We start from the raw sequence: 19,171 nt of genomic DNA on the forward strand, positions 1-19,171 counted from the left end.
GCTCTGGAATTTCGACTGCACCCAGTTTCCCGAGGAAAGGGCGTCGGCGACGCCACGGGCGACGGCCGCCCGGACCTGGTGGCCGCCTATGGCGACAAGCTGTGGCTGTACGCGGGCGATCCCCGGTCCCGGCCGGGTGTCGAAGCGCCGGTCGAGATCGGCGGCAGCGGCTGGGACGTCATGACGCGCCGACGCGGACGGCAACGGCGTGGCCGACATGTGGACGACCACCGACTCGGGCACCGGAACGCTGATGTTCTACGCGGGTGGGACCGACGCGGCCGGCAATCCGGTGGACGGCACGCGCACCACGGTCGGCCTGGGCGGCTGGAACTCCATTGTGCTCATCTCGTGAGCAGAACAACACATGAGAGGAGGGCCTCCGCACACCGCGGAGGCCCTCCTCACGTGCGCACTACGGCCGTTACGCCGGAACCGACGCCACACCCGCTGCCAGGAACCGCTTGCCGTTCACCCGCTCGGAGACGCCCTCGCGGTCCAGGTACGGCGTGATACCGCCCAGGTGGAAGGGCCAGCCGGCGCCCGTGATCAGGCAGAGGTCGATGTCCTGGGCCTCGGCGACGACGCCCTCGTCGAGCATCAGGCCGATCTCCTGGGCCACCGCGTCCAGGACGCGGGCGCGGACCTGCTCCTCGGTCAGGACGGTGTCGCCCTGCTTCAGGAGCGCGGCGACCTCCGGGTCCAGCTCCGGCTTGCCGCTGTCGTAGACGTAGAAGCCGCGCTTGCCCGCCTTGACGACGGCGGCGAGGTTCGGGGAGACCGTGAAGCGGTCCGGGAAGGCCCGGTTGAGGGTCTCGGAGACGTGCAGGCCGATCGCCGGGCCGACCAGTTCCAGCAGCACCAGCGGGGACATCGGCAGACCGAGCGGCTCGACGGCCTTCTCGGCGACCTCGACCGGGGTGCCCTCGTCGATGACGTTCTGGATCTCGCCCATGAAGCGGGTCAGGATGCGGTTCACGACGAACGCAGGGGCGTCCTTGACCAGAACCGCCGTCTTCTTCAGCTTCTTGGCGACGGCGAACGCCGTGGCCAGCGAGGCGTCGTCCGTCTTCTCGCCGCGGACGATCTCCAGGAGCGGCAGGATCGCGACCGGGTTGAAGAAGTGGAAGCCCACGACCCGCTCGGGGTTCTTGAGCTTCGACGCCATCTCCGTCACCGACAGGGACGAGGTGTTGGTCGCCAGGATCGCGTGCGCCGGGGCGACCGCCTCGACCTCCGCGAACACCTGCTGCTTGACGCCGATCTCCTCGAACACGGCCTCGATGACGAAGTCCGCGTCCGCGAAGCCCTCCGCCTTGTCCAGGACACCCGTCACCAGCGCCTTGAGGCGGTTGGCCTTGTCCTGGTTGATACGGCCCTTGCCGAGCAGCTTGTCGATCTCGGCGTGGACGTAGCCCACACCCTTGTCGACGCGCTCCTGGTCGATGTCCGTGAGGACGACCGGGACCTCCAGGCGGCGCAGGAAGAGGAGGGCGAGCTGGCTGGCCATCAGGCCCGCGCCCACCACGCCGACCTTCGTCACCGGGCGCGCCAGGCTCTTGTCGGGAGCGCCGGCCGGACGCTTGCCGCGCTTCTGCACCAGGTTGAACGCGTAGATGCCGGAGCGCAGTTCGCCGCCCATGATCAGGTCGGCGAGGGCGACGTCCTCGGCGTCATAGCCCTGCTGCCGGTCGCCGTTCTTGGCGGCCGCGATGATGTCCAGGGCGCGGTACGCGGCCGGAGCGGCGCCGTGCACCTTGCCGTCCGCGATGAAGCGGCCCTTGGCGACGGCCTGGTCCCAGGCCTCGCCGCGGTCGATCACCGGGCGCTCGACCTCGATGTCGCCCTTGAGGACCTGCGCCGTCCAGATCAGCGACTGCTCCAGGAAGTCGGCGCCCTCGAAGAGCGCGTCGGCGATCCCGAGGTCGAAGACCTGCTGGCCCTTCAGCTGCTTGTTCTGGTTGAGGCTGTTCTCGATGATGACCGAGACGGCCTTGTCGGCGCCGATCAGGTTCGGCAGCAGCGTGCAGCCGCCCCAGCCGGGGACGAGACCGAGGAAGACCTCGGGCAGCGAGAACGCCGGGATCGCCTTGGAGACGGTCCGGTAGGTGCAGTGCAGGCCGACCTCGACGCCGCCGCCCATGGCCGCGCCGTTGTAGTAGGCGAAGGTCGGGACGGCGAGGCCCGCGAGGCGCTTGAAGACCTCGTGACCGCCCTTGCCGATGGCGAGCGCGTCCTCGTGCTTCTTCAGCAGCTCGACGCCCTTGAGGTCGGCGCCGACCGCGAAGATGAACGGCTTGCCGGTGACGCCGACACCGACGATGGTGCCCTCGGCCGCCTCCTTCTCGACCTGGTCGATGGCGGTGTCGAGGTTCGCCAGCGACTGCGGGCCGAAGGTGGTCGGCTTGGTGTGGTCCAGGCCGTTGTCCAGCGTGATCAGGGCGAAGCGCCCAGCACCGTACGGCAGGTCGAAGTGGCGTACGTGCGCCTGCGTGACGACCTCGTCCGGGAACAGCTCGGCCGCGCCCTTCAGGAGTTCAGCGGTGGTGCTCACTTGTCGCCTCCGTCGAAGTGCGGGTTCTCCCAGATGACCGTCGCGCCCATGCCGAAGCCGACGCACATGGTAGTCAGGCCGTAGCGGACCTGCGGCTGCTCCTCGAACTGGCGGGCCAGCTGCGTCATCAGACGGACGCCGGAGGAGGCGAGCGGGTGACCGAAGGCGATGGCGCCGCCGTACTGGTTGACGCGCTCGTCGTCGTCCGCGATGCCGTAGTGGTCGAGGAAGGCCAGGACCTGGACGGCGAAGGCCTCGTTGATCTCGAACAGGCCGATGTCGGAGATGGACAGACCCGCCTGGGCCAGGGCCTTCTCCGTCGCCGGGATCGGGCCGTAGCCCATGACCTCCGGCTCCACACCCGCGAAGGAGTAGGAGACGAGGCGCATCTTGACCGGCAGGTTGTTCTCGCGGGCGAAGTCCTCGCTCGCGATGACCGACGCGGTGGCGCCGTCGTTCAGACCGGCCGCGTTACCGGCGGTGACCCGGCCGTGCACGCGAAACGGCGTCTTGAGACCGGAGAGGCTCTCCAGGGTCGTACCCGGGCGCATCGGCTCGTCGGCGGTGACCAGGCCCCAGCCGGTCTCGCCGCCCTCGGGGTTGGTCCGGCGCACCGAGATCGGCACCAGGTCCTGCTGGATCTTGCCGTTGGCGTACGCCTTGGCGGCCTTCTCCTGCGAGCGCACGGCGTATTCGTCGGCGCGCTGCTTGGTGATCTGCGGGTAGCGGTCGTGCAGGTTCTCCGCGGTCATGCCCATGAACAGGGCCGACTCGTCGACCAGCTTCTCGCTGACGAACCGCGGGTTCGGGTCCACGCCCTCGCCCATCGGGTGGCGGCCCATGTGCTCGACACCGCCGGCGATGGCGACGTCGTACGCGCCGAAGGCGACGGAGCCGGCGACCGTGGTGACGGCGGTCAGGGCGCCGGCACACATGCGGTCGATGGAGTAGCCGGGGACCGAGGTGGGCAGGCCCGCGAGGATGCCGGCGGTGCGGCCGATGGTCAGGCCCTGGTCGCCGATCTGCGTGGTCGCGGCGATGGCGACCTCGTCGATCTTCTTCGGGTCGAGACCCGGGTTGCGGCGCAGCAGCTCCCGGATCGCCTTCACGACGAGGTCGTCGGCGCGGGTCTCGTGGTAGATGCCCTTCGGGCCCGCCTTGCCGAACGGGGTGCGGACGCCGTCGACGAAGACGACGTCCCTGACGGTACGAGGCACGATGGCTCTCCTCCAGGGTGCGGGATGGCACTGCTGCGATGCGCTGAGCGCGCGCTCAGTACCCATGCTACTTATGGGTAACCAAGCTGCCCAGTCCCGGAGGCGGGAGCGGTGAAGGTCACACCTTCGGCGGAGCCGCGACGTGTCCTCCTCTGTGCCCTCTGATGTGCTCTCTGATGTGCCCCTCGATGGGCACTCAGGTGCACTCCGAGGATCTGGCGTGATCTCGATCGTGATCTCGACGTCGCTGCTTCCGCTTCCCGGACGCCGTTCGGAGCGGGTGTGGGGGCGACGCGATGGGCGGTGCCCCCTGAAGCCCTCAGCTCCTCGCGGAAAGCGCCGGCAGCAGCACCGGCGTGACCTGTTCGATCTGCCAGGCCCTGGCCCCGTACCCGGCCAGCACGGCGGCCACCGACGCCGCGTCCAGCGGCTTCGGCGGCTCCCAGCACACCCGTCGCACCGTGTCCGGCGCGATCAGGTTCTCCTGCGGCATGTTCAGCTGCTCGGCCAGCGCCGACACCGCGGCCCGCGCGGCGGACAGCCGTGCCGCGGCGGCGGGGTCCTTGTCGGCCCAGGCGCGCGGCGGCGGGGGCCCGGTCACCGGCTGGCCCGGCTGCGGCAGCTCGGTCTCCGACAGCGCCTTGGCGCGGTCGATCGCGGTCTGCCACTGCTCCAGCTGGCGGCGGCCCATGCGGTGCCCGAAGCCGTTCACCGAGGCCAGGGCGTGCACGTTCGGCGGGAGGGCGAGCGCCGCCTCGACGATCGCCGCGTCCCCGAGCACCTTGCCCGGCGAGACATCCCGGCGCTGCGCGATCCGGTCCCGGGTCTGCCACAGCTCCCGGACGGCCGCCATCTGCCGGCGGCGGCGCACCTTGTGCATCCCGGACGTACGGCGCCAGGGGTCCTTGCGCGGCTCCGCCGGCGGTGCGGAGGCGATCGCCTCGAACTCCTGCTGGGCCCATTCCAGCTTCCCCTGCCGGTCCAGCTCCTTCTCCAGGGCGTCCCGCAGGTCGACGAGCAGTTCGACGTCGAGGGCGGCGTAGCGCAGCCAGGGCTCGGGCAGGGGCCGCGTCGACCAGTCGACGGCCGAGTGCCCCTTCTCCAGGACGAAGCCCAGAACGCTCTCGACCATGGCGCCGAGCCCCACCCGCGGGAACCCGGCCAGGCGCCCGGCCAGCTCGGTGTCGAACAGGCGGGTGGGCACCATGCCTATCTCGCGCAGACACGGCAGGTCCTGGGTGGCGGCGTGCAGCACCCACTCCACACCGGAGATCGCCTCGCCCAGGCCCGACAGATCGGAGCAGGCCGCGGGGTCGATCAGCGCGGTGCCCGCGCCCTGACGGCGCAGCTGCACCAGATAGGCGCGCTGGCCGTACCGGTAGCCGGACGCGCGTTCGGCGTCGACGGCGACAGGGCCGCTGCCCGCGGCGAAGGCCGCGATCACCTCGGCGAGCGAGGCGTCGTCGGCGATCACGGGCGGAATGCCGTCTCGCGGCTCGAGCAAGGGGATCGGCGCCGTTTCGACGTCGTCCGGAGGGGCGCCTCCGGTGGTTCGCAGTGGGCTGTCTGCTGCGGTCTCTTGGGCGTCGGTCACCTGTCAAGGGTATCCGTGATGGGACTGAGCCCGCCGACGGAACGTTCCGTCGGCGGGCTCTGGAGGGGCGTAAACCAGTCATGTGTCACACGTGTCAGTGAAAGGTTCAGGTGTCCGCGCTTGACGTGGCGCGATGGGATATCAGGGCGACGGGCGCTCCGGACTCGGGTCGGCGGCGGCTCGATGCGGACCCGGACCGGGGCGTGAGGGATCGGATGGGGTCAGTGGATGATGCCGGTGCGCAGGGCCACGGCCACCATCCCGGCACGGTCACCCGTGCCGAGCTTGCGGGCGATGCGGGCGAGGTGGCTCTTGACGGTCAGCGCGGACAGGCCCATGGAGACGCCGATCGCCTTGTTCGACTGGCCCTCCGCGACCAGTCGCAGCACCTCGACCTCGCGGCCGGACAGTTCGCGGTAGCCGCCCGGGTGGCTCGGGGCACCCGGGGGGCGGCGGTGCAGACGCGCGGCGGCGGCGCCGATGGGGGCGGCGCCCGGTCGGGTGGGGAGCCCGACGTTGGTGCGCGTACCGGTGACGACATAGCCCTTCACACCGCCCGCGAGGGCGTTGCGGACGGCACCGATGTCGTCGGCGGCCGACAGGGCGAGACCGTTGGGCCAGCCCGCGGCGCGGGTCTCCGACAGGAGGGTGAGGCCGGAGCCGTCGGGCAGGTGGACGTCGGCGACGCAGATGTCGCGCGGGTTGCCGATACGGGGACGGGCCTCCGCGATGGACGACGCCTCGATGACGTCGCGCACTCCGAGCGCCCAGAGGTGGCGGGTGACGGTGGATCGGACCCGTGGGTCGGCCACGACCACCATGGCGGTCGGTTTGTTCGGGCGGTAGGCGACCAGGCTTGCGGGCTGCTCGAGGAGAACGGACACCAGGCCTCCTGGGGTGGCGGGACGGGGCCGGCTCTGGGGATGAAGCCGGGACGAACCGTGCTTTCAAGGTCACAGTCGTCTTCGGCATCAAACTCGTGCTCCTTTAGAGAATGATCACGATTTGGTGAGTAACAATCCGGGCAATTCGGACGCGCGAGCGATCAAGTGAAGATCGAGTCGGTTCGCTCCGTTGCCGATACGGGGCCGAAAGTGGTCGTATCGACAAAGAGATGGCAAGGATCTTCAACCTGGAATTGACGAGGGCCGTGCCGCACACGCGCGTGCGGCACGGCCCTCGTCACGGCCCTGGTCATGGCCCTGGTCATGGCCCTCGTCACGGCCCTCGTCACGGCCGGCTGCGGCGGCGTCAGCGGGACTGCGGCCCCCGTCGCTGCGGCAGCGTCACCACCGAGGCGTCGCCCGGGCCCGCCGGGGGCAGGCCCGCCACCTGGGACAGCAGGTCGCACCAGGAGGCGAGGTGGGCGGCCGTGTCCGGGATGCCGCCGAGGCCCTCGCGGGGCGTCCAGGAGGCGCGGATCTCGATCTGGGAGGCGGCCGGGCGGCTGGCGAGCCCGCCGAAGTAGTGCGAACTCGCACGCGTGACGGTGCCGCTCGGCTCGCCGTACGACAGTCCGCGGGCCTGGAGCGCGCCGGTCAGCCAGGACCAGCACACCTCGGGCAGCAGCGGGTCCGCGGCCATCTCCGCCTCGAGCTCCGCGCGTACCAGCGTCACCAGACGGAAGGTGCCCTGCCAGGCGTCGTGCCCCGCCGGGTCGTGCAGCAGGACGAGGCGCCCGTCGGCCAGGTCCTCCTCGTCCTCGACGACCGCGGCCTCCAGCGCGTACGCGTACTGGGCGAGCCGCTGCGGCGGGCGCGTGGGCTCGATCTCGATCTCCGGCCGCAGTCGCGCGGCCTTCAGCGCGTCGACCGCGGCGCGGAAGGGCGGCGGAGCCGTGTCCAACTCATCCCGTTCCCCCTCCTCCGCGTCGTCCATTCCGTCAGCGCCGTCCGTCAGTCGTCCCTGAGCCGCAGCCATGCGGGGAAGGTTAAGGGGAAGAAAGCGATTTCGCAGGTAGAGACACCCTCTGCCTCCGGCGGTTGGCCGGGAATGGCGGGGTTCGGCCATGGCCGTTGCCGTCGGGGGTGTGGCCGTGGGCCGGTTCGCCGGGCGGATCGGTTCGAGTGGCGGCCGCCGGTCGCTTGTGGCTGGTCGCGCAGTTCCCCGCGCCCCTTTCGGGGCGCGGCCCGCCCTATCGGGCGTCGGCGCCCCCGGAACTCGCTGTCCGCGCAACGTGCGAGACTTTTGGCGTGAGTGTCAATGACCGCCCCGCCACGGGCCAGCCGACAGCGACGTACGACTCCGCCTTCCTGAAGGCGTGCAGGCGCGAGCCCGTCCCGCACACCCCGGTGTGGTTCATGCGGCAGGCCGGGCGGTCCCTGCCGGAGTACCGCAAGGTGCGCGAGGGCATCCCGATGCTGGAGTCCTGCATGCGGCCCGAGCTGGTCACCGAGATCACACTCCAGCCTGTCCGCCGGCACGGCGTGGACGCGGCGATCTACTACAGCGACATCGTCGTCCCCCTCAAGGCCATCGGCGTCGACCTCGACATCAAGCCCGGCGTCGGCCCGGTCGTCGAGCACCCGATCCGCTCCCGCGCCGACCTGGCGCAGCTGCGCGATCTGACCCCCGAGGACGTCTCGTACGTCACCGAGGCCATCGGACTGCTCACCGCCGAACTGGGCGCGACCCCGCTGATCGGCTTCGCGGGCGCACCCTTCACCCTGGCCAGCTACCTCATCGAGGGCGGCCCGTCGCGGACGTACGAGAACACCAAGGCGATCATGTACGGCGACCCGCAGCTGTGGGCCGACCTGCTGGACCGGCTCGCGGACATCACGGCCGCCTTCCTGAAGGTCCAGATCGAAGCGGGTGCCTCGGCGGTCCAGCTGTTCGACTCGTGGGCGGGCGCCCTCGCCCCCGCCGACTACCGTCGCTCGGTGCTGCCCGCCTCGGCCAAGGTCTTCCGGGCCGTCGAGGGGTACGGCGTGCCGCGCATCCACTTCGGCGTCGGCACCGGCGAGCTGCTCGGCCTGATGGGAGAGGCCGGCGCGGATGTCGTCGGCGTCGACTGGCGCGTCCCGCTCGACGAGGCGGCCCGCCGTGTCGGCCCGGGCAAGGCCCTCCAGGGCAACCTCGACTCGGCGATCCTCTTCGCTCCGCGGGAGGTCATCGAGGCCAAGGCCCGCGAGGTGCTCGACGCCGCCGCCGGTCTCGAAGGCCATGTCTTCAACCTCGGCCACGGCGTCATGCCGTCCACCGACCCGGACGCCCTCACCCGGCTCGTGGAGTACGTCCACGCACAGACGGCGCGCTGATCCGCCCCGTCGCAAGGGGCGCAGCGGCCGGTGCGAAGACAACGTTCCCATGGCGTCGACCCGTGTGAGCGTGTGAGCGGCCGGCGCTGCCCGGCGCTTTGACGCGAACACCCGCCCCGCGTCACGCGGAGCGGGTGCTCGTGGGGCCGGTCTCTCAGGGCGTTGCCGCCGGGGTCGCTACTTCCGGTCGCTACTTCCGGTCGCTACTTCGGTGCGACGAGCATGCTTTTGGCCCCGAAGGCGGTGCCGGTATGCGCGTACATGGTGGTCTCGCCGTCGGTCCGGCGGACGACGAGGTCGTCCGGCCGGCCGTCGGAGTCGTAGCTGCCCGCAGTCATCGCCGCGGCGCGGGTCCAGGTGCTGCGGGGCGCGGCCATCTGGATCTGCCTGCCCAGGCTGCGGGGACCGGTTTCCCGGAACTGGGAGACCTTTCCGTTCGACCAGCGCACCAGGACGTCCCAGTTGGCGCCCCCGGTGAAGTTGCCCGCGGTCACCAGCGTGGCCTGCTTCCAGGCGGTGTTCGGCTTCAGCAACCGGTGTTCGGTGCCGAAGCCCCTGTCTCCGACCCCCGTGTAGTCGGTGACTTCGCCGTCGTTCCAGCGCACCAGCAGGTCGGTGACGTTGTTCGCGGTGCCGAAGCTGCCTCCGGATATCTGGGCCGCGGACTTCCAGACCGAGCCGGCGCCCGCCAGCTTGATCCCGCCGGCCAGGCCCTGGGTGCCGACGTCCGGGAAATTCCTCACCTCCCCGTTGTTCCATACGGCCATCAGATCCGAGCCACTGCCGCCGGAGAAGTCACCACCGGTGAGTGACTTCACGTTCTTCCAGGTGGCGTTGGGCGCGGCCAGTCGGCGCCGGCCGACGAAGCCGCCTTCGCCGTCTCCGGTGTAGAGCGTGACCTCGCCGGTGGTCCAGACCACGATCAGATCACCCTTGTTGTCCCCGGTGTACTCGCCGGACGCCAGCAGCCTGGCGCTGGTCCAGGTGCCTCCGCTGCCCATGGAGAACGGCAGCGGAGGCTGCTGGTAGGAACTGCCATGAGCGATGTGCTGGTTGTTCTTCGCCTCGTCGTACAGGCGGAAGAACCAGTCGCCGTACATGGGGCTGTAGGTGAGCCAGTCGACGTTGGCGTCGTTGCCGCCGCCGTTGTAGCCACCGACGTTTCCGATGATGTCTCCGGTCCCGGCGGCCCAGTCGACCTTCGAGAACCAGGGGCCGCCGGAAGTGCCGCCCCACATGCCGCGGCACTTGGCCTGGATCTGGTAGAAGCCGGGCAGCGCCTCCGTCTGCGCGGGGCAGCGCACGGCGCGGTCCTCGGGGTTGTGGCTGGACGGGTAGCCGACCATCGTCACCTTGTTGAGGTAACCCGGGGTGCGGAGCAGCCTGTTCGCGCCCACCACGTCCTGCGCGTTCTTACCGCTCTGTGACGGCTGGAGCCCGCCGAACGCGAAGTCCAGGTCCGAGTCGGCCTTCTTGGAGTTGTGGACGTACAGGCTCTCGGCGAACCAGTCGGCGATCCGGTAGAACCCGTACGGCTGCTTGTCCAGCGTGAACTCGGTGCGGTACGAGGGGACGAAGACCGCCTTGCCGCCGGCGCAGTGCCCCGCGGTCAGGATCAGATTGTGACCGGGGCTCTCCACCACGCTGGCCGAGCACCTGTGTGCGTGCATGTCGCCGGTGGTCGGGTCCTTCGCGTAGGTGAAGATCGTCCCGACGGACTTCAGCCCGAGGAAGTGCTCCGCGGTCGGCATGTCGGCTGTCGCCCGGAGGGCGCCCGGCACGGCTTGCTGCGGCAAGGTCCCGGTACTCGCGTCCGAGGCCTCGGGGGGCGGTGCCGGGTCGGTGGCCGAGGCCATGCGCCCAGGTGTCCAGAAGCGGATGGCGTCCGCGTCCGACCAATTCCCGCCGTCGGCTTTCGTCGGGGGAGCCGCGTTCGTGCTCCCCGAGGTCGCGGGCGCGGGCTTGCCTGCCTGTGTCGGAGACGGAGGCAGGGGAGAGGCTGAAGACCCGGGTCCCGACGGAGCGCCGACGGACGGCTTGCCGGGCGGCAGTGTCACAGCCGGCCGGTGGGGCGCTGGTGTGAGCTCGTGGGCATGGGCGAGGCCCCCTCCGCCCGCGAGGAACAGAGCGGTCCCGGCTGCCGAGACCACCAGGCGGGATCTTCGTATGGGTGAGGTTTCCAAGAAATACTTTCTGACTCGTGGGACACAACTGCCTCTGGACCGGGTTCGGTCAGAGGGGGCGAGTGAGGTCAGGGACGGCGGCGGGCGCGGCGTGCGTCAGCCCGTGACAGGCTTCGGGCCGCCGGGCGAGCCGCACCGTGCCGGATCCGCGGCTACGCGGAGGCAGCGGCCTTGCGTGAACGGCGGCGCACCGCGATCCCACCACCCGCGGTGAGCGCCACGACCCCGGCCGCGACGACGCCACCGATCATCCAGGGGCGGCCCTGTGCGACGGGTTCGCCGGCCACGGTCACGCGCTGCCTGGTGGTCTGCTGCCCATGGTGGCTGACAACGGTCAGCATGTAATGCCCCTTGGGAATGTCGTTGCGCACCGTCGTGTGGCCCGCATAGAGCGTGGCGCCGTCGTCGCACTTGCATCCGGGGTCGTCGGCGCTGTCCGTTCGGATGGTCAAGGCGCCCTTGAAGATCGGGGACGTCACCGTCAGGGAGTCCTCGTCCGGTACGGGCCGCAGGTCGGTGAGGACTACCAGAGCCTCACTGCCCGGCCGTACGGCGGCAGGGATGCCGCTGCCGGGGAACGCGTCCTTCGGGCCGATGACGAACCGACCGATCTTCGCGGAGCCCGCAGCGGCGACCTTGAGCCGCGCGGTGGCGACGGTTCGGCCGTGGCTGGTCGCGGTGACGGGGTAGATGCCGGGGTGAAGACCGGGGCGGATGCGGTGCCGTGACCCCGGCCCGTCGACCTGGACGGAGCGTGTCGCCCCCTTCTGCACGGGAGTGAGAGTGATCGGTTCCACCAAGGCGGGAGAGGCGACCGTCACGAGGTCCCAACCCGGAGGCATCCCCTCGACGCTGAATCGGACCGCTCCACCTGCCTCGACGAGCCGGCCCAGGGGCGCGAAGTACTCCAGGTGAGCTCCGGCGGACGGACTGCCGGTGGCGGTGGGCCCCGCCCCCTCGGCCGACGCCCCGGCCGCCGGCCCCAGTAACGGCGCCAAGACAAGACCGGTGACGGAAATGCCCCGAACTGCGCTGCGGAACAACGATCCCCCTGCCCGGATCAGAGATGGATGCTCGTCAGGGAAGAGGGCAGTGTCGCGGAGAAGGTTGCGCGGACTCGTGATGCGCGTGGACGCGTGCGTCTGCCGTCCTCACCAACCCGGCCGCGCCCGCCTGCCCCACAGCAGGCCGCGTGGTTCCGGTGGCTGCGGGGTGCCGGGACGCAACGGCCAGGCGATCAGCATGCCCGCCAGGAAACCGACGACGTGTGCCATGTACGCCACGGTGCCCGCGTGGGAGACGCCCTGGCCGGAGGAGTACAGCGCCTGGAGCACGAACCAGAAGCCCAGGACGATCCAGGCGGGCAGCCGCAGCGGCAGGAAGATCAGGAACGGGACGAGGACCCAGACCCTGGCCCGCGGGTACAGGACCAGATACGCGCCGAGCACACCCGCGATGGCCCCCGACGCGCCGATGAGCGGGTCGCCCGACGTGTCGTTGAAGTACGCGAAACCGTACGCCGCCGCGTACCCGCACGCCACGTAGAACAGCGCGAAGCGGATGTGGCCCAGACGGTCCTCGACGTTGTTGCCGAAGATCAGCAGGAACAGCATGTTGCCCAGCAGGTGCAGCCAGCTGCCGTGCAGGAACATCGCCGTGAAGACCGACACCGGCGGGGACTTGTGGTAGTCCGGCGGGGCCACCACACACCCCGCGCCGTGCGGGCCGATGCCCACCCCGCCGGTGGGGACGAGCCGCGGCAGCTGGTCGTGGATCAACTCCCGTGGCACCGCCGCGTAGTGGTCCAGGAACGCCTGGAGATGACACAGCTGGGAAAGATCGCTCTGTCCCGCCACCGAACCCGCCAGGCCGGGGGTGAACAGGAAGACGGCGAAGTTGGCCGCGATCAGCGCGTACGTCACATAGGGCGTACTGCGGACCGGGTTCACGTCATGGACGGGGATGACCACAAGGAAGTAGTGCCCTGGATGGGCCGGGCGAATCGGTGAACGCGGCGGTCCGCCTGTGCGTATGTCTCCTCAACCGCCCGCGGCGCGGGGAAGGCGTGTCGCGGGGACGACGTGAGGAACAGGCGATGAACGACCGAGTTACTCCTCCCATCCACGCTCTGCCCGACGGTGAGGCAGAGCTCGCCCTCGTGATCCACCTGCCCTGGGAGGACGTCGCCCGGCTCGGCCAGGAGGCCGCGCGGCTCGCTTCCCAGATGCAGCGTCCCGTGACCCTGGACGAGGCCGTCAGCCACCGGTTGCGTTCCGCGCGGGCCGCTGCCGCGCATGCGAAGCCGGCCGGGATGCCGCCGCAGGCGGCTGCTGTGACGTCCAGCGCGTCCGTGTCGTCGTTGCCGCCGCGGCCTCCGGCCGAGCAGGCACGGCAGGCCATTGAGCGGATCAACGGGGTCGGTCAGCACGAGACTGCCTGAAAGAGGGGCGCCGTGGGGCTGCGGTCGTCCATCGGCTGCGGGCCGTTCGTGGCTGGTCGCTCCCCCAAGTTCTCGGCTTCTCCCCCAAGCTCTCGGCTTCGCTCGAGCAGGGGGGACCCCCATGAACAGGGGGACCCCCATCGCGGTGGGGCCGCGCAATGCCGCGGCCCCACGCCCCTTGAGGGCGCTCCCCTCACCCGGCGTTTTTCCGTACCGCCGCGACCGCCTTCCTCGCCGCCACCAGGATCGGGTCCCATACCGGTGAGAACGGGGGCGCGTAGCCCAGGTCCAGAGCCGTCATCTCCTCGACCGTCATCCGTGCCGTCAGCGCGACCGCCGCGATGTCGACCCGCTTGGCCGCGCCCTCGCGGCCGACGATCTGGACGCCGAGCAGCCGTCCCGTGCGGCGCTCGGCGAGCATCTTCACGGTCATGGGCGCGGCGTTCGGGTAGTAGCCCGCGCGGCTGGTCGACTCGATGGTGACCGTCACGTACTGCAGCCCCGCCCGCCGCGCATCCTTCTCGCGCAGCCCGGTGCGCGCGATCTCCAAATCGCAGACCTTGCTCACGGCCGTGCCGACGACCCCCGGGAACGTGGCGTAGCCGCCGGCCACATTGGAGCCGATGACCTGCCCGTGCTTGTTGGCGTGCGTCCCCAGCGCGATGTGCCGCTCCTGTCCGGAGACCAGGTCGAGGACCTCGACGCAGTCACCCCCGGCCCAGATGTTCTCGTGACCGCGTACCCGCATCGCCAGGTCGGTGAGCAGCCCGGCGTGCTCGCCGAGCGGCAGCCCGGCGGCCTTCGCGAGCGCCGTCTCGGGGCGTACGCCGATGCCGAGGACCACCACGTCCGCCGGGTACTCGGCGGCGTCGGTGCCCACCGCCCGGACCCGCCCGTCGTCACCGGTGAGGATCTTGGTGACCCCGGCGTCGTTGACCATGGTGATGCCCAGGCCCTCCATGGCCCCGTGCACGAGCCGTCCCATGTCCGGGTCGAGCGTGGCCATGGGTTCTTTGCCGCGGTTGACGACGGTGACCTCGTAGCCGCGGTTGATCATCGCCTCGGCCATCTCCACGCCGATGTACCCCGCGCCGACAACCACCGCGCGGCGCCCCTTCGTGGCGGCGAGCGTGTCCAGGAGCGCCTGGCCGTCGTCCAGGGTCTGCACCCCGTGCACCCCGGGCGCGTCGACACCGGGCAGGTCGGGGCGGATCGGGCGGGCCCCGGTCGCGATCACGAGCTTGTCGTACGACGTCCACGCCTCGGCCCCGGAATCGACGTTCCGCGCGCGGACGCGACCGCCCGCGACGTCGATCTCCGTGACCTCCGTGCGCATCCGCAGGTCGATGCCGCGCGCCCGGTGCTCCTCGGGCGTACGGGCGATCAGTTCGTCCCGTGTGGCGACGTCGCCGCCCACCCAGTACGGGATCCCGCACGCCGAGAACGAGGAGAAGTGGCCGCGTTCGAACGCCACGATCTCCAGCTCGTCGGGGCCCTTGAGGCGGCGCGCCTGCGACGCGGCGGACATGCCCGCCGCGTCACCGCCGATCACCACCAGACGCTCTGTCGAACGGCTCGTACGACTCATGCTCATACGAACACGCTACGGGGACCCGGCATTTCAGTCCTGCTCGCCCCGCCCCTCCTGCTCACCGGAGGGCTCCGGTGCCGTACGGGCCACGGGGAACCCGCCGAGCGCGCTCGCGGCGGGTGCCGGTGCGGGTGCCGGGCGGCGCGGCAGACGCGGACGCACGATCCGCGTCCACAGCAGCGCGAGCAGCGCCGCGAGCACCACGAACGGGAGCGCCGCGCCGATCGCCAGGGCGATCCACCGCAGCATCGCGACGAACACATGCCAGCCGCCCGCCAGCGCGTCCACGAAACCCGGCCCGTTGTCCTGCGCCGCCTTCTTCACCGGGGTCTCGGACAGCGAGAGCGTGATGGTGGCCAGGCTGGTGCGGTCCTTCAGGGACGCCTGCCGGGCGAGCAGCGCCTCCAGGTCGGACTCGCGTGAACTCAACTCCCCTTCCAGCGTGACCACATCGCTGAGCTTGGTCGCTTTGTCCATCAGCTCGCGCACCCGTGCCACGCTGGCGCGCTGCGACTTGATGCGGCTCTCCACGTCGACGACCTGGTCGGTGACGTCCTCGGCCTTGGCGGTGCGGTCGATGAGCTTGCCCGCGCCCTGAAGTGCGCCGAGCACCTCGTCGTACTTCCCGGTGGGCACGCGCAGCACGACCCGGGTGCGCTCGTGGCCCTCGGCGTCCCGGCTGGTGCTCTCGTTACCGACGAACCCGCCCGCGTTCTCGACGGTCGCCCGTGCCTCGTCGAGTGCCTTGGGCACGTCCTTCACCTGCACGGTCAGGGACGCCGTACGGATGATGTTGTTCGCGGTGAGCTTGGGCGTGCTGTCGCGGCGGGCCTTCGCGTCGCTGCCCGTGGCGCCGTCGGCGGCGGGCTGACGCTCGGCGCCGGGCACGGCGGCCTTGGCCGCGCTGTCACTGGCGGCGCCCCCCTTGTCGTCGGCGCCGCAGCCCGCGAGCGCGAGCGTGGCGGCGAGCAGCGTCGCGGCCAGCACCTGGACGGGCCGTACGGTGCGTGGAGTGTGCATGCGGTGGTACCCCCGGGGGTCGTCGTGACGGACGCTTCTTCGACGCCGGGTCAGGTCGGAACGTTGGCCGGATCCGGTCCCGATGGGGTCACGGTCGGGACTCGAGAGGGACACCTGGCCCATGCGGGGGTGCCGGTGGGGTCTGAGAGGCTGGGGGCATGAGCGCAAGGGAAGCCGCCCGTGCGGGCGCGGGGCATGTCGTCGTCATCGGAGGCGGGATCGCGGGGCTGGCCGCGGCCCACCGGCTCCTGGAGCGGGGTGTGCGAGTCACGGTCCTGGAGGCGTCGGACCGGGTCGGCGGCAAGCTGCTGCCCGGCGAGATCGCGGGCGTGCGGGTCGATCTCGGAGCCGAGTCGATGCTCGCGCGGCGGCCCGAGGCGGTGGCGCTCGCCCGCGAGGTGGGTCTCACGGACCGCCTGCAGCCCCCGGCCACGTCGACGGCCTCCATCTGGACCCGCGGCGCGCTGCGCCCGATGCCCAAGGGGCATGTCATGGGCGTCCCCGGCACGGCGTCCGCGCTCTCCGGCGTCCTGTCCGACGAGGGCCTGCGGCGCATCGAGCGCGACGCCCGGCTGCCGCGCACGGAGGTCGGCGACGATGCGGCGGTGGGGGAGTACGTGGCGGCGCGCCTCGGCCGGGAGGTCGTCGACCGCCTGGTGGAGCCGCTGCTCGGCGGGGTGTACGCGGGTGACGCGTACCGCATCTCGATGCGCTCGGCCGTCCCGCAGCTCTTCCAGGCCGCCCAGGCACACGATTCGCTGACGGAGGCGGTCCGCGCCATCCAGACGAAGGCGGCCGCGGCCCCGCAGCAGCAGGGCCCGGTGTTCATGGGCATCGAGGGCGGCGTCGGCGGGCTCCCGCTCGCCGTCGCGGAGTCGGTGCGGGCCCGGGGCGGCGAGATCCTCCTGAAGACCACGGCGGACGGGCTGAACCGCACCTCCGAGGGATGGGAGGTCCTCATCGAGAGCCAGGCCCTGGAGGCGGACGCGGTGATCGTCGCCGCTCCCGCCCCTGAGGCCGCCCGCCTGCTGGGCACCGCGTCCCCCGGGGCCGCCGCCGAGCTGCGCACCGTCGAGTACGCCTCCATGGCCCTCGTCACCCTCGCCTACCGCCGCGCCGACACCGCCCTGCCCGACGGCAGCGGCTTCCTCGTCCCGCCGGTCGACGGGCGCACGATCAAGGCGTCGACCTTCGCCTCCCAGAAGTGGGGCTGGATCGCCGACGAGGACCCCGACGTGGTCGTCCTGAGGACGTCCGTCGGCCGGTACGGCGAGACGGAGATCCTTCGGCGCGAGGACGCCGACCTCGTGTCCGTCTCACGGCACGACCTGCGCGAGGCGACCGGCCTGGACGCCGCCCCGGTGGCCACCCGCGTCACCCGCTGGACCGACGGCCTGCCCCAGTACCCCGTCGGCCACCACGCGCGCGTGGCCCGCATCCGCGAGCACGTCGCGAAGCTCCCGGGCCTCGCCGTGTGCGGCGCGGCGTACGACGGCGTAGGCATCCCGGCGTGCATCGCGAGCGCGTACGCCGCCGTCGACCAGCTCGGCGGTGACCTGCGCGGTGTGCAGGAGCTCACCGCCAACCCGGTGCAGAGCCTCCACGGCGGAGCGGGAGAATAGGCACATGAGTGACGACGCCCCCACCACCGAGTCCGGCCGGATCCCGAACAAGGGCAAGCTGGCCAAGGACCTCAACGAGGTCATCCGCTACACGCTGTGGTCCGTCTTCAAGCTGAAGGACGTGCTGCCCGAGGACCGCGCCGGTTACGCCGACGAGGTCCAGGAGCTGTTCGACCAGCTCGCCGCGAAGGACGTGACGATCCGCGGTACGTACGACCTGTCGGGCCTGCGCGCCGATGCCGACCTCATGATCTGGTGGCACGCCGAGACCAGCGACCAGCTGCAGGAGGCGTACAACCTCTTCCGCCGTACGAAGCTGGGCCGCGCCCTGGAGCCGGTCTGGTCGAACATGGCGCTGCACCGCCCCGCGGAGTTCAACCGCTCGCACATCCCGGCGTTCCTCGCCGACGAGACGCCGCGCAACTACGTCAGCGTCTACCCCTTCGTGCGCTCCTACGACTGGTACCTGCTGCCGGACGAGGACCGCCGCCGCATGCTCGCCGACCACGGCAAGATGGCCCGCGGCTACCCGGACGTGCGCGCCAACACGGTCGCCTCGTTCTCCCTCGGCGACTACGAGTGGGTCCTGGCCTTCGAGGCCGACGAGCTGCACCGCATCGTCGACCTCATGCGCCACCTGCGCGGCTCCGAGGCCCGGATGCACGTCCGCGAGGAGGTGCCGTTCTTCACCGGGCGCCGCAAGTCGGTGGCTGAGCTGGTCGCAGGTCTCGCTTAGCGGCCGGCGGTTCCTGGTGGGCCGGCCGGGGGTCCGGGGGTTGTCCCCCGGGGGATGCAGTACCCGCGGTCGCGGAGCGACCGTGGCTTGCCCCGGCCTCCCGGTGGAGCGCCATGTCACGGAGGCGGGCTGGAGGCCGCCGGCGGCAGCGCGTAGGTGGCCGACGTGTCCACCGGCGGCAGCGAAACGGCCGCCGACGGGGTCACCGGAACCGGTGTGCCGGGGTTGTCCGTGGGACCCGGCGGCGCGGGGGAGTTGGTGAGTGGGGGCGGGCTCGCGGTGGCCGCGTCCTGGGCCAGCGCGTCGAAGTCGACGTAGCCGGTGGCCTCCAAGACCTTGATGTGGTCGAGGACGGTGGTGTTCGCGTCCTCGGCGAGGGCGCGCACCAGCGAGTTGCGGGTGGTGGCGCGGACCTGGGCGACGACGGCGAAGACCTTGCCGTGGGCCTGGCGCAGGAGGTTGGCGAAGTCGCGGTCGTACGCCTCGCCCTGGGCCGAGTTGAGGATCGTGAGCCACTGGCGCTGCTGTGCGCTCGGCTGGTTGGGCAGGGCGAGACCCAGGCGCGCGGCGACGTCACGGACGCGGGCGTCCAGGAAGGTGTGGCCCTCGATGAGGTGCCGGCCCGCGGTGCGCACGGCCAGGGTGGTGCCCTTCTGCTCGGCCTGCTGCCCGGCCGGCAGCTCCCACAGCCCGGCTAGCCGGACCCTGGTGATGAAGTCCCGGTCCTGCGCGGACAGCGGGCCGTACTGCGTGGACAGGGTCTGGGCGTTCAGGGTGTCCAGACCCGTGCCGGAACGGTCCGCGTAGGACCAGACGGGAAAGATCAGTGCGACGAGGGTCCCCGCGAGCAAGGTGATGAGGAGCCCGGTGCCGCTGAAAACTCCGCGGCCTTGGACGGGTCTGGATCGCATGGTGCCTCCTGCTTGCAGCACCGCGCGCCAGCGCGCTGCGGGT

Annotated in this window: 16 protein-coding genes; 5 read left to right on the forward strand and 11 right to left on the reverse strand. The window is 71.2% G+C overall.

Going from position 1 to position 19,171, the window contains the following annotated elements; translation table 11 throughout:
* Positions 1 to 217: 217 nt before the first annotated feature.
* The gene (locus Q2K21_RS10430; RefSeq protein ID WP_310769216.1) at positions 218 to 355 is read left to right on the forward strand and encodes a hypothetical protein; all 138 of its coding nucleotides are present in this window, start codon (positions 218 to 220) and stop codon (positions 353 to 355) included.
* Between the two features lie 69 nt (positions 356 to 424).
* On the opposite strand, the gene Q2K21_RS10435 is transcribed toward Q2K21_RS10430, so the two are convergent.
* The 5 genes from Q2K21_RS10435 to Q2K21_RS10455 form a co-directional block, all read right to left on the reverse strand.
* Entirely contained in the window at positions 425 to 2,554 is a 2,130-nt protein-coding gene (locus Q2K21_RS10435; protein ID WP_310769218.1) for a 3-hydroxyacyl-CoA dehydrogenase NAD-binding domain-containing protein, read from the reverse strand.
* Positions 2,551 to 3,771: a thiolase family protein gene (locus Q2K21_RS10440; protein ID WP_310769220.1), complete on the reverse strand. Its 1,221-nt coding sequence runs from the start codon at positions 3,769 to 3,771 to the stop codon at positions 2,551 to 2,553. Before Q2K21_RS10440 ends, Q2K21_RS10435 begins: the two co-directional genes overlap by 4 nt.
* A 319-nt stretch (positions 3,772 to 4,090) precedes the next feature.
* A complete protein-coding gene (locus Q2K21_RS10445; RefSeq protein ID WP_310769222.1) occupies positions 4,091 to 5,365 on the reverse strand; it encodes a ribonuclease D in 1,275 nt (424 codons plus the stop codon).
* 221 nt (positions 5,366 to 5,586) lie between these two features.
* The gene (locus Q2K21_RS10450; RefSeq protein WP_003993737.1) at positions 5,587 to 6,249 is read right to left on the reverse strand and encodes a response regulator transcription factor; all 663 of its coding nucleotides are present in this window, start codon (positions 6,247 to 6,249) and stop codon (positions 5,587 to 5,589) included.
* Between the two features lie 367 nt (positions 6,250 to 6,616).
* Positions 6,617 to 7,285, reverse strand: a complete 669-nt coding sequence (locus Q2K21_RS10455; RefSeq protein WP_310769242.1) for a DUF3000 domain-containing protein — start codon at positions 7,283 to 7,285, stop codon at positions 6,617 to 6,619.
* 272 nt (positions 7,286 to 7,557) lie between these two features.
* On the opposite strand from Q2K21_RS10455, the gene hemE reads away from it, so the two are divergent.
* On the forward strand, positions 7,558 to 8,625 hold the full coding sequence (gene hemE, locus Q2K21_RS10460; RefSeq protein WP_310769244.1) for a uroporphyrinogen decarboxylase: 1,068 nt from the start codon (positions 7,558 to 7,560) through the stop codon (positions 8,623 to 8,625).
* 203 nt (positions 8,626 to 8,828) lie between these two features.
* Here hemE and Q2K21_RS10465 read toward each other — a convergent pair whose 3' ends face one another.
* The 3 genes from Q2K21_RS10465 to Q2K21_RS10475 form a co-directional block, all read right to left on the reverse strand.
* Positions 8,829 to 10,481 carry a trypsin-like serine peptidase gene (locus tag Q2K21_RS10465; RefSeq protein WP_310769246.1) on the reverse strand — a complete coding sequence of 551 codons (1,653 nt, stop codon included), beginning with the start codon at positions 10,479 to 10,481 and terminating at the stop codon, positions 8,829 to 8,831.
* A gap of 479 nt (positions 10,482 to 10,960) precedes the next feature.
* Positions 10,961 to 11,581 (reverse strand): hypothetical protein, encoded by a 621-nt coding sequence (locus Q2K21_RS10470; protein ID WP_310769248.1) that lies wholly within the window; start codon positions 11,579 to 11,581, stop codon positions 10,961 to 10,963.
* A 378-nt stretch (positions 11,582 to 11,959) separates the two neighbouring features.
* A complete protein-coding gene (locus Q2K21_RS10475; RefSeq protein ID WP_310769250.1) occupies positions 11,960 to 12,778 on the reverse strand; it encodes a rhomboid family intramembrane serine protease in 819 nt (272 codons plus the stop codon).
* A gap of 125 nt (positions 12,779 to 12,903) precedes the next feature.
* Here Q2K21_RS10475 and Q2K21_RS10480 point away from each other — a divergent pair, with 125 nt between their 5' ends.
* Positions 12,904 to 13,248, forward strand: coding sequence for a hypothetical protein (locus tag Q2K21_RS10480; protein WP_310769252.1), 345 nt, complete (start codon positions 12,904 to 12,906; stop codon positions 13,246 to 13,248).
* A 193-nt stretch (positions 13,249 to 13,441) separates the two neighbouring features.
* Here Q2K21_RS10480 and Q2K21_RS10485 read toward each other — a convergent pair whose 3' ends face one another.
* Together Q2K21_RS10485 and Q2K21_RS10490 are read right to left on the reverse strand one after the other, a co-directional pair.
* The gene (locus Q2K21_RS10485) at positions 13,442 to 14,842 is read right to left on the reverse strand and encodes an FAD-dependent oxidoreductase (protein WP_310769254.1); all 1,401 of its coding nucleotides are present in this window, start codon (positions 14,840 to 14,842) and stop codon (positions 13,442 to 13,444) included.
* A 27-nt stretch (positions 14,843 to 14,869) separates the two neighbouring features.
* Positions 14,870 to 15,859 (reverse strand): DUF4349 domain-containing protein, encoded by a 990-nt coding sequence (locus tag Q2K21_RS10490; protein ID WP_310769256.1) that lies wholly within the window; start codon positions 15,857 to 15,859, stop codon positions 14,870 to 14,872.
* A 158-nt stretch (positions 15,860 to 16,017) separates the two neighbouring features.
* On the opposite strand from Q2K21_RS10490, the gene hemG reads away from it, so the two are divergent.
* Together hemG and hemQ are read left to right on the forward strand one after the other, a co-directional pair.
* Entirely contained in the window at positions 16,018 to 17,481 is a 1,464-nt protein-coding gene (gene hemG, locus Q2K21_RS10495; protein ID WP_310769258.1) for a protoporphyrinogen oxidase, read from the forward strand.
* 4 nt (positions 17,482 to 17,485) lie between these two features.
* Positions 17,486 to 18,217: a hydrogen peroxide-dependent heme synthase gene (gene hemQ / locus Q2K21_RS10500; protein ID WP_310769260.1), complete on the forward strand. Its 732-nt coding sequence runs from the start codon at positions 17,486 to 17,488 to the stop codon at positions 18,215 to 18,217.
* A gap of 116 nt (positions 18,218 to 18,333) precedes the next feature.
* Here the strand turns inward: hemQ and Q2K21_RS10505 are convergent, their stop codons facing one another.
* Positions 18,334 to 19,128, reverse strand: coding sequence for a DUF4142 domain-containing protein (locus Q2K21_RS10505; protein ID WP_310769262.1), 795 nt, complete (start codon positions 19,126 to 19,128; stop codon positions 18,334 to 18,336).
* Between the last annotated feature and the right edge of the window lie 43 nt (positions 19,129 to 19,171).

Source organism: Streptomyces sp. CGMCC 4.7035, assembly GCF_031583065.1.
GTDB classification, from domain to species: domain Bacteria; phylum Actinomycetota; class Actinomycetes; order Streptomycetales; family Streptomycetaceae; genus Streptomyces; species Streptomyces yaanensis.